This is a genomic window from Streptomyces sp. NPDC127114 (assembly GCF_042677525.1).
Taxonomy (GTDB): Bacteria; Actinomycetota; Actinomycetes; order Streptomycetales; family Streptomycetaceae; genus Streptomyces.
The window spans coordinates 27,249-39,440 of the sequence record NZ_JBHXTJ010000036.1 but is presented as its reverse complement, the minus strand read 5'-3'; the positions used below and the strand labels follow the sequence as shown (position 1 = coordinate 39,440).

At 71.7% G+C, this 12,192-nt stretch carries 13 protein-coding genes; 5 read left to right on the top strand and 8 right to left on the bottom strand.

All coding sequences use genetic code 11. The features are described from left to right. Window position 1: 1 nt before the first annotated feature. The 6 genes from ACFVGS_RS28640 to ACFVGS_RS28615 form a co-directional block, all read right to left on the bottom strand. On the bottom strand, window positions 2–529 hold the full coding sequence (locus ACFVGS_RS28640) for a hypothetical protein (RefSeq protein ID WP_384417733.1): 528 nt from the start codon (window positions 527–529) through the stop codon (window positions 2–4). Between the two features lie 101 nt (window positions 530–630). Beyond that, entirely contained in the window at window positions 631–1,389 is a 759-nt protein-coding gene (locus tag ACFVGS_RS28635) for a succinate dehydrogenase iron-sulfur subunit (protein ID WP_128982423.1), read from the bottom strand. Beyond that, window positions 1,389–3,143, bottom strand: coding sequence for a succinate dehydrogenase flavoprotein subunit (gene sdhA, locus ACFVGS_RS28630; protein WP_385694456.1), 1,755 nt, complete (start codon window positions 3,141–3,143; stop codon window positions 1,389–1,391). Before sdhA ends, ACFVGS_RS28635 begins: the two co-directional genes overlap by 1 nt. Window positions 3,144–3,167: 24 nt before the next feature. After that, window positions 3,168–3,641, bottom strand: coding sequence for a succinate dehydrogenase hydrophobic membrane anchor subunit (locus ACFVGS_RS28625; RefSeq protein ID WP_384417739.1), 474 nt, complete (start codon window positions 3,639–3,641; stop codon window positions 3,168–3,170). Window positions 3,642–3,646: 5 nt separating this feature from the next. Further along, complete coding sequence (gene sdhC / locus ACFVGS_RS28620) at window positions 3,647–4,027, bottom strand: succinate dehydrogenase, cytochrome b556 subunit (protein WP_015035721.1); 381 nt, start codon at window positions 4,025–4,027, stop codon at window positions 3,647–3,649. A gap of 192 nt (window positions 4,028–4,219) precedes the next feature. After that, a complete protein-coding gene (locus tag ACFVGS_RS28615; protein ID WP_384417742.1) occupies window positions 4,220–4,825 on the bottom strand; it encodes a 2-oxo-4-hydroxy-4-carboxy-5-ureidoimidazoline decarboxylase in 606 nt (201 codons plus the stop codon). 156 nt (window positions 4,826–4,981) lie between these two features. Here ACFVGS_RS28615 and ACFVGS_RS28610 point away from each other — a divergent pair, with 156 nt between their 5' ends. The 3 genes from ACFVGS_RS28610 to ACFVGS_RS28600 all read left to right on the top strand — a co-directional run bounded on the left by ACFVGS_RS28610 (window position 4,982) and on the right by ACFVGS_RS28600 (window position 8,010). Continuing rightward, window positions 4,982–6,622: a glycoside hydrolase family 20 protein gene (locus ACFVGS_RS28610; protein WP_385694453.1), complete on the top strand. Its 1,641-nt coding sequence runs from the start codon at window positions 4,982–4,984 to the stop codon at window positions 6,620–6,622. Window positions 6,623–6,946: 324 nt separating this feature from the next. Beyond that, window positions 6,947–7,420: a hypothetical protein gene (locus ACFVGS_RS28605; RefSeq protein ID WP_385694450.1), complete on the top strand. Its 474-nt coding sequence runs from the start codon at window positions 6,947–6,949 to the stop codon at window positions 7,418–7,420. Between the two features lie 65 nt (window positions 7,421–7,485). After that, on the top strand, window positions 7,486–8,010 hold the full coding sequence (locus tag ACFVGS_RS28600; RefSeq protein WP_385694448.1) for a hypothetical protein: 525 nt from the start codon (window positions 7,486–7,488) through the stop codon (window positions 8,008–8,010). Between the two features lie 112 nt (window positions 8,011–8,122). Here the strand turns inward: ACFVGS_RS28600 and ACFVGS_RS28595 are convergent, their stop codons facing one another. Then, entirely contained in the window at window positions 8,123–8,875 is a 753-nt protein-coding gene (locus ACFVGS_RS28595) for a Clp protease N-terminal domain-containing protein (protein WP_384417753.1), read from the bottom strand. A gap of 399 nt (window positions 8,876–9,274) precedes the next feature. Here ACFVGS_RS28595 and ACFVGS_RS28590 point away from each other — a divergent pair, with 399 nt between their 5' ends. After that, entirely contained in the window at window positions 9,275–9,940 is a 666-nt protein-coding gene (locus ACFVGS_RS28590; RefSeq protein ID WP_384417851.1) for an RNA polymerase sigma factor, read from the top strand. Continuing rightward, entirely contained in the window at window positions 9,940–10,998 is a 1,059-nt protein-coding gene (locus ACFVGS_RS28585) for a hypothetical protein (RefSeq protein WP_384417756.1), read from the top strand. The genes ACFVGS_RS28590 and ACFVGS_RS28585 overlap by 1 nt, the downstream gene beginning before the upstream one ends. Window positions 10,999–11,222: 224 nt before the next feature. Here the strand turns inward: ACFVGS_RS28585 and ACFVGS_RS28580 are convergent, their stop codons facing one another. Next, a complete protein-coding gene (locus ACFVGS_RS28580) occupies window positions 11,223–12,065 on the bottom strand; it encodes a peptidoglycan-binding protein (protein ID WP_384417759.1) in 843 nt (280 codons plus the stop codon). Window positions 12,066–12,192: the final 127 nt, after the last annotated feature.

Here is a 12,192-nt window from a genome sequence, read left to right as displayed (position 1 = left end):
CTCAGACGCTCAGCGACCGCGCGTAGTTCAGCTGCCCCATCACCCAGTGGATGGTGTCCGGACCGGTCGCCGGGATCATCGTCGAGTGGTGCTTGCCGCCGCTCGTCACCGTGACCTGGATGAAGCCGGTGGTCTGCTTCTCCTTCATCAGCAGGAACAACAGGCCCAGCAGACACAGCACGAAGAAGATGATCGCGAGCACGATCGCGACCGTCGGGATCTTCTCCTCGGTCCGTGACATGTCCATCGCGTTCCACACCGCCCCCTTGAGCGGCATCGCCCCGGCCGGCGTGATGATCTGGTCGCCGACCACGGTGATGTCACCGAGGCTCAGCAGCGGGGCCCCGCCCGCCATCGGCATGGCCGGCACCGGCGCGTGCTGCGGCGGCACCGGGACGCCGCCCGGCAGGGTGGGCTGGTAGGCGGGCGGCGTCTGCGGGTAGCCGTAAGCCGGCGTCCCCGCCTGCTGGCCCGGCCCCCACTCGTAGTTGCCCGAGTCGTCCGACTTGTAAGGGTTCGGCTCGCTCATCAGTCCCCGTCCTCCATACCCACACTCGTGCGCGCACACGAAAAAGCCCGCTCCTGCACGTCGCAGCGTACAGAAGCGGGCTTCCCCGTAGTGACCTGGTGTCAGAAGCGGCGGGTGATGAGCGCGCGCTTCACTTCCTGGATCGCCTTCGTGATCTCGATGCCACGCGGGCAGGCGTCCGTGCAGTTGAACGTCGTGCGGCAACGCCACACGCCGTCCTTGTCGTTCAGGATCTCCAGGCGCTGCTCGCCGGCCTCGTCACGCGAGTCGAAGATGAAGCGGTGCGCGTTGACGATCGCGGCCGGACCGAAGTACTGGCCGTCGTTCCAGAAGACCGGGCAGGAGGAGGTGCAGGCCGCGCAGAGGATGCACTTCGTCGTGTCGTCGAAGCGCTCGCGGTCCTCCGCCGACTGCAGCCGCTCGCGGGTCGGCTCGTTGCCCTTGGTGACCAGGAACGGCATGACGTCCCGGTACGCCTGGAAGAAGGGCTCCATGTCGACCACGAGGTCCTTCATCACCGTGAGGCCCTTGATGGCCTCGACGGTGATCGGCTTCTCGGGGTTGATGTCCTTGATCAGCGTCTTGCAGGCAAGGCGGTTCTTGCCGTTGATCCGCATCGCGTCCGAGCCGCAGATGCCGTGCGCGCAGGAGCGGCGGAAGGTCAGCGTGCCGTCCAGGTCCCACTTGATCTTGTGGAGACCGTCGAGCACGCGCTCCTTCGGGTCGATCTCGATCTGGAAGTCCTCCCAGACCGCCGCGTCCGACACCTCGGGGTTGTAGCGGCGGATCCGGAAGGTGACCGTGATGTACGGGGACGCGGCGGAGTCCTTCTCCACCTTGTCCAGAACGGGGGTAGCCATCAGTACTTACGCTCCATCGGCTGGTAGCGGGTCTGGACGACCGGCTTGTAGTCGAGACGGACGGTCTCGGAGCCGTCCTCGCCGACCTCGCGGTACGCCATGGTGTGGCGCATGAAGTTGACGTCGTCGCGGTTCGGGTAGTCCTCGCGGTAGTGACCGCCGCGGGACTCCTTGCGCGCCAGGGCCGAGACGGCCATGACCTCGGCCAGCTCGAGCAGGTTGCCCAGCTCGATGGCCTCCAGGAGGTCCGTGTTGAAGCGCTTGCCCTTGTCCTGGATGGACACGTTCTTGTAGCGCTCGCGCAGCTCGGCGATCTTCTCGACGGCCGTCTTGATGGTCTGCTCCGTACGGAACACCATCACGTTCGCGTCCATCGTCTCCTGGAGCTCACGGCGCAGGTCGGCGACCCGCTCGTTGCCCGTGGAGTTGCGAAGGTTCTCGATCTGCTCGACGACGAAGGCCTCCGGGTTCTCCGGCAGCTCGACGTAGTCGTTCTTGGCGGCGTACTCGGCGGCGGCGATGCCCGAGCGCTTGCCGAAGACGTTGATGTCGAGCAGGGAGTTGGTGCCGAGGCGGTTGGCGCCGTGCACGGAGACACAGGCGACCTCGCCGGCCGCGTACAGACCCGGGACGACGGTGGTGTTGTCCGAGAGGACCTCACCCTCGACGTTGGTCGGGATGCCGCCCATGGCGTAGTGCGCGGTGGGCTGGATCGGGATCGGGTCCGTGTACGGCTCGATGCCGAGGTACGTACGGGCGAACTCGGTGATGTCCGGGAGCTTGGCGTCCAGCTGCTCCGGCGGGAGGTGCGTCAGGTCCAGGTAGACGTGGTCGCCCTCGGGACCGCAGCCGCGGCCCTCGCGGATCTCCGTGTAGATGGAGCGGGAGACGACGTCACGGGACGCGAGGTCCTTCATGACCGGCGCGTACTTCTCCATGAAGCGCTCGCCGTCCTTGTTGCGGAGGATGCCGCCCTCACCACGGGCGCCCTCCGTCAGGAGGATGCCCATGCGCCAGATGCCCGTCGGGTGGAACTGGAAGAACTCCATGTCCTCCAGCGGCAGACCGCGGCGGTAGCACGCGGCCTGGCCGTCACCGGTCAGGGTGTGGGCGTTGGAGGTCACCTTGAAGAACTTGCCGGTGCCGCCGGACGCGTAGATGACCGCCTTCGCCTGGAAGACGTGGATCTCGCCGGTGGCCAGCTCGTAGGCGACCACACCGGCCGACTTCTTGATGCCGTCGACCTCGGTGATCAGCTGGTCCAGGACGTAGAACTCGTTGAAGAACTCCACGCCCTCCTTGACGCAGTTCTGGTACAGCGTCTGGAGGATCATGTGACCGGTGCGGTCCGCGGCGTAGCAGGACCGGCGGACCGGGGCCTCGCCGTGGTTGCGGGAGTGACCGCCGAAGCGGCGCTGGTCGATGGTGCCGTTCGGGGTCCGGTTGAACGGCAGACCCATCTTCTCCAGGTCGAGGACGGCGTCGATGGCCTCCTTCGCCAGGATCTCGGCGGCGTCCTGGTCGACCAGGTAGTCACCGCCCTTGACCGTGTCGAAGGTGTGCCACTCCCAGTTGTCCTCCTCCACGTTGGCCAGCGCGGCGGCCATGCCGCCCTGCGCGGCGCCCGTGTGGGAGCGGGTCGGGTACAGCTTCGTCAGCACGGCGGTGCGGCTGCGCTTCGTCGCCTCGATGGCGGCGCGCATGCCGGCGCCGCCGGCGCCGACGATGACGGTGTCGTACTTGTGGAACTTCATGACGTGGTTACCTCAGCCCCGTGCCTAGCGGATGTTCGGGTCGAAGGTGAAGATCACCAGCGTGCCCAGAAGGATGGTGAACACCGTGGCGGTGTACAGCAGGCCCTTGAGCCACAGGCGCGTGTTGGCGCGCTCCGCGTAGTCGTTGATGACCGTGCGGAGGCCGTTGGCGCCGTGCAGCATCGCGAGCCACAGCATCAGCAGGTCCCAGACCTGCCAGAACGGGGACGCCCAGCGGCCGGCCACGAAGGCGAAGCCGATCTTGGAGACGCCGCCGTCCAGGAAGAGCTGGATCAGCAGGTGGCCGAGGACCAGGACGACGAGGACGACACCCGAGAGGCGCATGAAGAGCCACGCGGCCATCTCGAAGTTGCCTCGGGTCGCCCGCGGGGTCTTGCCCGTGCGCTTGCGGGGGGCCTCGATGTACGGGGCCGGGTTGTCCACGTCGTAGCCGGCGCCTTCGACGGGGCCGATCGCGGTAGAGGTGTCAGCGGACATGTGCGTCAGCTCCCGAACAGTTCACGTGCGGCGTGGCCGAGGACGGGGTAAAGGGAGCCCGCCATCAGCACGACCCAGATGCCCACGACGGTCCAGAGCATCTGCTTCTGGTAGCGCGGGCCCTTGGACCAGAAGTCCACGGCGATGACCCGGAGGCCGTTGAGCGCGTGGAAGAGGATGGCAGCGACGAGGCCGTACTCGAGCAGAGCGACGATCGGCGTCTTGTAGGTCGCGACGACCTCGTCGTACGCCTCGGGGGAGACGCGGACGAGAGCGGTGTCCAGCACGTGTACGAACAGGAAGAAGAAGATGAGGACGCCGGTGACTCGGTGAGCCACCCAGGACCACATTCCTTCCCGGCCGCGGTACAGCGTTCCAGCCGGCACGGAAAAACCCTCCGGGAGCGGGGATCAGGGCCGGCCGGCTTCTCTGTCGGTCTGGCCCGGCCGGGTACGGTCCACCGGCCCCGGTCATCGTAGCGACGACTTGTCGGTTCGCTCGCGCGGGGTCCATAGGTGTGATCAAACAGGCACGGACGGGCTATCGTCCGACCCTGGATCGCCGCATTCCGGGCGAACTCACCGCGCGGTGATCGAACGCGTGAGCCGGGTACGGGCCAGCCGGCGCAGTTCCTCGGCCGCGATCGCCCGTTCCTCCTCGCTTTCGTTGCCGAGGCGTGACCGGATGCCCGCGAGCACCTGGTCGAGCCGCTCGCCCGCCGGGACGCCGTCCAGGCTGATCACGAAGGCATGGCCGAAGCTGCTCTCGTACGCGGCGAGGGCGGCGCCGAGCGCGGTGCGGGCGGCCGGCGGCGCGTCCGGGTGCGGCAGCGACGAGGTCTCGCGCGACAGCGCCTCGTCCAGATCCGGACCCGACAGGTCGTACCCGGCCTCGTCGGCGGCGGCGAGCAGCGCGTCGAGGGTCGGGTAGGGCCGGTGCGCGGCCACCCGTTCGGCCCAGCGGCGGCTGCCGCAGCAGTCGAGCAGCAGTGCCTCGGCCGCGCCGGGCGGGTCCGCGTTGAAGCGCACGAGCCCGGTGAGGTGCCGGCCGGTGCCCTGCTGGGCAGGTATGGCGGGGGAGACCGGCGTCCGGCAGGGGGCGGCGTGGGTGTCGCTGGTCAGCGGGGACTCCGGGAGCGAGACGTGGAGGTGTCGGGGAGAACGATGGGGAGGATGTGACGCCACGCTATCGGCGGGAAGGGGGAAGTGTCCGACGGATGCGCGAATTTCACCTGGACGAGTGGGTTTCGTCGAGAAGGTCGACAGTGTCGGCGGGGTGGGCGGAGGGGCCGGAAGACCCCGGGATGCCGTGATTCGCGTGGTGAGGGAGGATTCCGGGTGATGCGGTACTCCATACGAGGGCCCCGCCGGGGGCCCGCACTCGTGGCGGCCGCGGTGGCACTGGCCACCGTGGCGGCCTGTTCGAACGGATCCTCCGCCGGGCCGCCGGACGGCACCGGCAGCACCGCCGCGAGCGGCGCGTCCAGCCCGGCCGGCCCGGCCGTGAGCAGCCCGCCGCCGAGCCCGCCGCCGAGTCCGACGCCGACGCGGACGTACCCGCTGTCGAAGGCGCCGCAGGTCGTCCCCGCCGTCGTCGCCCACCGGGCGGCCCGCGGCCCCGGCTGGAAGCCGGGCCGGGACACCGCCGTCGTGGTCGCCGAGAAGGACGAGTTCGCGCTGGCCGACGAGGCCCGGCTGATCGCCGCCGAGCTGCGCGTCCCGTACCGGGGCACCGCCGCCGCCGGGCCCGGTGACGTCAGCCTCGCCCTCGGCGGGGCGGGCGGCGCCGAGTCGTACACCCTCACCGTCCAGGGCGGCGGGGTCCGCATCACCGGGCCCGACCAGGCCGGGGTCTTCTACGGCACCCGCACCCTCAAACAGTCCGTCAGGTCCAGCGGCGCGATGCCGGAGGGCGTGGTCACCGACGCCCCGGCCAAGCCGCAGCGCGGACTGATGGTCGACATCGCCCGCAAGTACTACTCCGCCGACTGGATCGAGGGCCGGCTGCGGGAGATGGCCGACCTCAAGCTCAACCAGCTCGGTCTGCACTTCTCGGACGACCAGGGCTTCCGCATCGCCTCCGACAGCCACCCCGAGGTGGTCTCCCAGCGGCACCTCAGCAAGGCCGAGGTGCGGCGGATCGTGGACCTCGCCGCGAGCCTGCACATCACGGTCGTCCCCGAGATCGACTCGCCGGGGCACTTGGGCGCGGTCATCGCCGCGCACCCCGAGCTGCAGCTCGTCAGCGTGAGCGGCCGCACCCCGCGCGGCGCCGTCGACATCTCGAAGCCCGCCTCGGCGAAGATCGTGGACGAGCTGCTCCGCGAGTACGCCGGGCTGTTCCCCGGTGCCTTCTGGCACCTGGGCGGCGACGAGTACGTGGCCCTGATGGTGAAGAACCCCGAGGCCACGTATCCGCAGCTGGCGCGTGCCGCGACCGCGAAGTACGGGGCTTCGGGCCGGGTCCAGGACCTGGCGACCGGCTGGCTGAACGACCGCGCGGCCGTGGTCCGTCCGACCGGCAAGGCCATGCGCGTCTGGAACGACGGCTTCTTCACCGGCGGCGTCACGAGCGCCGACAAGGACCTCCAGGTCGCCTACTGGACGGGCAAGGAGATCGGGGCCAGGACGCCCGTCTCGTATCTGAGCGCCGGCCGCAAGGTGATCAACTACAACGACAAGTACCTCTACTACGTGCTCGGTCAGCCGAACCAGTTCGTGTACCCGACCGGGCGCCTCATCTACGAGCAGTGGACGCCGCTCGTCCTGCGCGGCAGCACCCCGGTGCCCGCCCGCTACGACCCCCAGATCCTCGGCGGCAGCTTCGCCGTCTGGGGCGACCTCCCGAACGCCCAGACCCAGGCGCAGGTGGCGGCCGGCATCCGGATGCCGCTGGCGGCCACCGCCCAGAAGCTGTGGGACGCCAGGAAACCGGCACTCGGCTGGGCTGCCTTCCAGGCGCTGGCGGGACGCGTGCGCTGAGGCGCGTGCGCTGCGGCGATGCGCGGGAGGGTGTCCTGGGGCGCGTGCGCTGCGACGGTGCGCCGGCGGGTGGGCTGAGGCGCGTGCGCTGCGACGGTGCGCCGGCGGGTCTGCTGAGGCGCGTGCGCTGCGACGGTGCGCCGGCGGGTCTGCTGAGGCGCGTGCGCCGGGGCGCGGGCGGCGCCGACGTCCTGCGGACGTCCCGGCCGGCGGGTACTCAGACGCATCTGAGTACCCGCGCCGAGGTGGCGGCCGCCGCGTCGCCCGTACGTTCCCCGTGTCCGGCGCCCGAGTGGGGCGCCCGCGCCCGTGGGGGCCCGCACCATGAACCCTGACCGTGACGGTCTCACGTACGCCGTCGCCACCCTGCTCGCCGTCACCGCCGTCGTCGACGCCCTCGCCGCCGCGGCCGCGTGGAGCGTGCGCGGCCTGTTCCTCGGTCCGCTCGCCGACCACCCCGATCCCGCGGGCTTCGGCGACCTGGACCTGGCGGCCGCGGGCGCGCTCCAGTGCCTGCTGATGCCGGTCACGGCGGTGTTCCTGGTCGTCCTGCTGCGCCGCCGCCGGGCCGGGGCCGGCTGGTGGGCCGGGCTCGGGGTCGTGGCGCTGGTGACGGCGGGTGGCACCTGGGCGTACGTCTCCGCCGACACCGTGGCGGGACTGGTCACCGGCTCCGGTCTGCTGGCCGCGGCCGACCTGCTGAACGCCCTCGTGGCCGTCCTCGCGAGCGTCCTCGTCCTCCGACCGACCTCTATGCAGGGCCCGAAGACCACTGGCATGATTCCGGCCGCGCAGTGACGAAAACGCGCCGGGCGGCGCAGTAGTGGAAGTACTGCTTCCGCATAGCTGGCGAGGAGGCGTCCATGACGTCCGTGACGAGCACGAGCCTGCAGGAACTGATCGACCGCGCCGACGAGCGGGGCCTCGCGGCCGCCGGACTCGCCTGCCTCGACCGGTGTCTGCCGCTGCTCGCGCCCGACGGTGCGGACGTCCTTCGGCCCGTCTGGGCCGCCGTCGCCCGCGGGGACGGCGGTGCCTGGGGCGAGGCCGTCGCCAAGGCCCGGGTCGCACTCGACGGCGCGGACTCCGGGGCCGGTGACGAGGCCGCCGCCCTGGTGCGCGGGATGCTCGACGGCGCGCCCGCCGACTGGGCCGGGGAGCCGCTGCGGGAGTGGGCCCGGCGCTGTTCCGAGGCGGCGCTCACCGCGCACGCCCACCACGACGCCACCGACGCGGGCCCGCTGTACGCGGGCGAGCTCCGGCGCCAGCAGGCCGTCCTGGAGGCCGTGGCGCACGGGCCGACCGGACTGCGCCGCGCCCGCGACCTCTCGACCGAGGGCGGGCGCGTCCTGCGCGCGGTCGTCTCGCGCCGGGCGCGCACCGCCTGAGCCGCACGGCACCGGTGCGATCCGGCGCCGGCGCGACCTGGCACCGGTACGACCTGCCGCCGGTGCGATTCCGGGTCGTACGGCCCGGTGCAGCGCCCGGGCCGTACGCCGGTCAGGCCTCCGGCTCGGTGTCCGCGATCGCCAGCGAACCGATCGCCTCGGAGATCTCCCGCTCGGCCCTGGCCTTGTCGAGGCCGAGGCCCGCGAGCACGCCCTTGCCGTCCTCGAACTCCAGGAGCGCGAGCAGGATGTGCTCGGTGCCCACGTAGTTGTGGCCGAGCCGCAGCGCCTCCCGGAAGGTGAGCTCCAGGACCTTCTTGGCGTCCGCGTCGTACGGGATGAGCGCGGGCACCTCCTCGACGGCCGGCGGCAGCGTGGCCGTGACCGCCTCGCGGAGCCGCTCCGGGGTGACGCCCTGGCCGGCGATCCAGTGGCCCGCGAGCCCCTCCGGCTCGGCCAGCAGGCCGAGGGTCAGGTGGGCCGGGACCGTCTTGTCGTTGCGGGCGGCGGAGGCCTCGTTCTGCGCGGCGACCACGACGTTGCGGGCCCGGGGCGTGAACCGGCTGAAGCCGGCGTTCGGGTCCATCTTCGCCGCGTCCGCCTCCTTGTCGTCCTTGGGGACGAACCGCTTCTGGGCGGCCTGCCGGGTGACGCCCATGCTCTTGCCGATGTCGGTCCAGGAGGCGCCGGCCCGCCGTGCCTGGTCCACGAAGTGGCCGATGAGGTGGTCGGCGACCTCGCCGAGGTGGTCCGCCGCGATGACCGCGCCGGACAGCTGGTCGAGGGCGTCCGAGTGGGACTTCTTGATCGCTTCGATCAGGTCGTCGAGTCGCACGGGGTTGCTCGTGCCGAGAGGATTCGTCATGAGGCAACCTTAGGTTGACACCCGTGGAGTGTCAACGGTCGGTTGACAGTCGGGTGGGTCCGAGGGCGAAGGCGATGGGCGCAGTCGCGCGGGCGCGGTCGCGGGCAAAAGAAAAGGCGCCCTCATGGGCGCCCGTAACCGCAGGTGAAAGGAAGACGACCGGGGCCGCCACCCCCCACAGGAGAGGCCCCGGTCGTCGTCCGCGGAGCCGCAGCACGGCCCCGTACTCCTAACAGCGCCGGGCATGCGTTTTCTGTCACACCTCGAAGTTGCGAGTTGCACAAAGAACCGGACCCGCGTGGACGCGGCGCCCGAAAAGGACGTAGCGTTCTGCTGCGCCCGGGCGGCGTGGCGGTGACGACCAGCCGCGATGAGCGCGACGACGGACAGGTGTGGGGAGTGCTGGGGGACGACGCGGAGCTGACAGCCGCAGTGCTCGCCGCGCAGGAGGGCGACGAGCACGCCTTCCGTACCGTCTACCGCGCGGTGCACCCGCGGCTGCTCGGTTACATACGCACCCTCGTCGGCGAGGCCGACGCGGAGGACGTGGCTTCCGAGAGCTGGCTGCAGATCGCCCGCGACCTCGACCGCTTCGACGGCGACGCGGACCGGTTCCGCGGCTGGGCCGCCCGCATCGCCCGCAACCGCGCCCTGGACCACATCCGGATGCGCGGCCGCCGCCCCGCCGTGGGCGGCGACGAGACCGAGCTCACCGACAAGCCCGCCGACTCCGACACCGCGGACGAGGCCCTGGAAGCCCTGGCCACCGGCCGCACCATGCACCTCATCGCCCAACTGCCGCAGGACCAGGCCGAGGCCGTCGTCCTGCGGGTCGTCGTCGGACTCGACGCCAAGAGCGCTGCCGACACCCTCGGCAAGCGCCCCGGCGCCGTCCGCACCGCCGCACACCGCGGCCTCAAGAAACTCGCCGAACTCCTCGGCACGGCCGGTGCCGACGACACCGCCCCGCTGGACGGCGTCCCTCCGCAGCGCGGCCCCCGCCCCGGGGCCGGCGCCCCCGGCGGTGTGACGCAATCGCGCGCGCGGACGCAGAAGGACATGTGATGGCCGACGAGCGGTACCAGTGGCTCGACCAGGAGGCCGCGGAGCGGCTGCTGCGCGGCGAGCCGGTCGACCCCGTCGACGACGCCTCCCGCGCGCAGGCCGAACTCCTCGCGCGGGTCCTCGACACGGCCCGCACCCCCGCCCTCGGCGCGCTCGCGGGACCCGACGGGGAACTCCCCGGCGAGGCCGCCGCGCTCGCCGCCTTCCGCAAGGCGGCCGCCGAGCGTGCGGCCGCTGCCGCCGCACCGGGATACGCCGGCCAGGCCGCCACCGATCTCGGCCGCGTCCGGATCGCGCCCGTGTTCACCGGCCGCCGCTGGGGACGCTCCCTGCGCTACGGCCTGGCGGCCGCGGTCGCCGCCGTCACGGTCGGCGGAGTAGCCGTCGCGGCGGGTACCGGCATGCTGCCGCTGACCACCGACCCGAAGCCCGGGAAGTCGGTCGTGTCCGTCGGCACCACACCGCCCGGCGAGTCCGCCGGCCCCGGCACCTCCGGCTCGCCGAGCGGCGGCGCCGGCACGCAGGTCCCCGGTGTCCCGACCGACCGGGACGGGCAGACCGCCACTCCCGGCGCCACGGACGGCCCCGGCACCGCCTCGGCGGGAGCCGGCGGTCACGACGGCGCCACGGCCACGCCCGGTGAGACCGCCGACGGTCGCACGCCGGACGGCGACGAGCGTGCCAAGGTGATCCAGGCCTGCCAGGACTACCGCGCCGGCCGGCTGGCGGACAGCGGCCGCGACCGGCTCACGAACGCGCTCAGGAGCGGCGAGACCGTCAAGCGCTACTGCGACCGGATCCTCTCCGGCGCGCCGGCCACGGCCACCGCCACGCCCAAGCCCACCGCCGGGCGGACGTCCTCCGGCGGCGGCTCGGGCAGCGGCGGCTCCGGCGATTCCGACTCGGGCAGCGCCGACGGCGACGACAAGAGCGACCGAGGCGACCGGGACCACGGGAAGAACCGCGACCGCGACGGCGGGAAGACCGGCGCGGCGGGCGGCGGGACGCACGGCGGAACGGGCGGAACGGGCGGCGGAACGCACGGCAGGGACCGCTGACGTTCACGGCGCCGACGGGGGTGTGACACTTTTCGACCCCGCGACGCAGTACTGAATGAGCCGACTGGTCATCGGCGAGCGCAAGGAGCCGGGGTTCCCCCCGTACCTTCGGCTCGGCGCACCGGCGCGGGTGGGGCACGTTCCCCCGGTCCCACCCGCGCCCTCTCTCCTACGGGGTCACCCGCGCACGACGGTCCGGCGCACGAGGCTCCCGCACACGGCGGTCACCAGTGCACGACGACCTTGTCGCCCACCTTCACCTGGTCGAACAGCACCGCCAGCCTGGCCTTGTCACGGACGTTCACGCAGCCGTGCGAGCCGCCGTTGTAGCCGCGGGCCGCGAAGTCGGCCGAGTAGTGGACCGCCTGGCCACGGCTGAAGAACATCGCGTACGGCATCGGCGTGTGGTAGATCGTCGACGTCCAGTCGCGGGCCTTCCACTCCACCTTGAACTCGCCCTCGCGGGTCGGGGTGTTCTCCGAGCCGAAGCGCACGTCGAGCGACGACACGACCTTGCCGTCGATCATCCAGGCCAGCGTCCGGCTCTCCTTGCTGATGCACAGCACCCGCCCGGTCATGCAGCGCGGGTCGGGCGTGTCCAGCTTGTTGGTGGTGGACGGCTTCAGCTCGTCGGCCGTCGGCTTGTGCGTCATGGCGAGCAGCCGCTGCCAGGTGACCTCGTCCACCGTGCCGGTCTGCGGCAGCTCCCGCTTCTTCTGGAAGGCCTTCACCGCACCCGCCGTCATCGTCCCGTAGAAGCCGGTGGGCGCCCGGTCGAAGTAGCCGATCTGGCGCAGCCGCGCCTGGAGCTCGCGCACCTGCTCGTTCTCGTCGCCGTCGTCCATCAGGACCTTGGGCTTCGGCTTCTCCGTCGTGGGCGTGGCCGACGGCTTGTCGTCGGACGAGGGCGTCGCCGGGGGAGCCGTGGTGCCGGCCGACGGCGTCGCCGTACCGCCCGTGCCCCCGCCGGAACCGGAGCCCGCCGCCTGGGCCGTACAGCCGGCGGCGAGCGCGACGGCCGCGGCGGCCAGCACTGCTCTGCGTATGACGGATGACGAACGCTTCATCGGAGCCCCCCGGGAAGAATGACGTGTGTACGAAGTGATGCTTCCCGCGCCCGAGTGGTTGCGCACGTGACCGAAAAGAGACGGGCATGCTGGGAACGAGCACGACGTCGATCGGGAGGCACAGCAC

What these genes read in the sequence shown, in the direction of transcription:
- ACFVGS_RS28605 (WP_385694450.1), top strand. Translation starts at nt 6,947, where the DNA reads ATGAACCCTGACCGTGACGGTCTCACGTACGCCGTCGCCACCCTGCTC.
- ACFVGS_RS28635 (WP_128982423.1), bottom strand. Translation starts at nt 1,389, where the DNA reads ATGGCTACCCCCGTTCTGGACAAGGTGGAGAAGGACTCCGCCGCGTCC.
- ACFVGS_RS28585 (WP_384417756.1), top strand. Translation starts at nt 9,940, where the DNA reads ATGGCCGACGAGCGGTACCAGTGGCTCGACCAGGAGGCCGCGGAGCGG.
- ACFVGS_RS28595 (WP_384417753.1), bottom strand. Translation starts at nt 8,875, where the DNA reads ATGACGAATCCTCTCGGCACGAGCAACCCCGTGCGACTCGACGACCTG.
- ACFVGS_RS28580 (WP_384417759.1), bottom strand. Translation starts at nt 12,065, where the DNA reads ATGAAGCGTTCGTCATCCGTCATACGCAGAGCAGTGCTGGCCGCCGCG.
- sdhA (WP_385694456.1), bottom strand. Translation starts at nt 3,143, where the DNA reads ATGAAGTTCCACAAGTACGACACCGTCATCGTCGGCGCCGGCGGCGCC.
- ACFVGS_RS28600 (WP_385694448.1), top strand. Translation starts at nt 7,486, where the DNA reads ATGACGTCCGTGACGAGCACGAGCCTGCAGGAACTGATCGACCGCGCC.
- ACFVGS_RS28610 (WP_385694453.1), top strand. Translation starts at nt 4,982, where the DNA reads ATGCGGTACTCCATACGAGGGCCCCGCCGGGGGCCCGCACTCGTGGCG.
- ACFVGS_RS28625 (WP_384417739.1), bottom strand. Translation starts at nt 3,641, where the DNA reads ATGTCCGCTGACACCTCTACCGCGATCGGCCCCGTCGAAGGCGCCGGC.
- ACFVGS_RS28640 (WP_384417733.1), bottom strand. Translation starts at nt 529, where the DNA reads ATGAGCGAGCCGAACCCTTACAAGTCGGACGACTCGGGCAACTACGAG.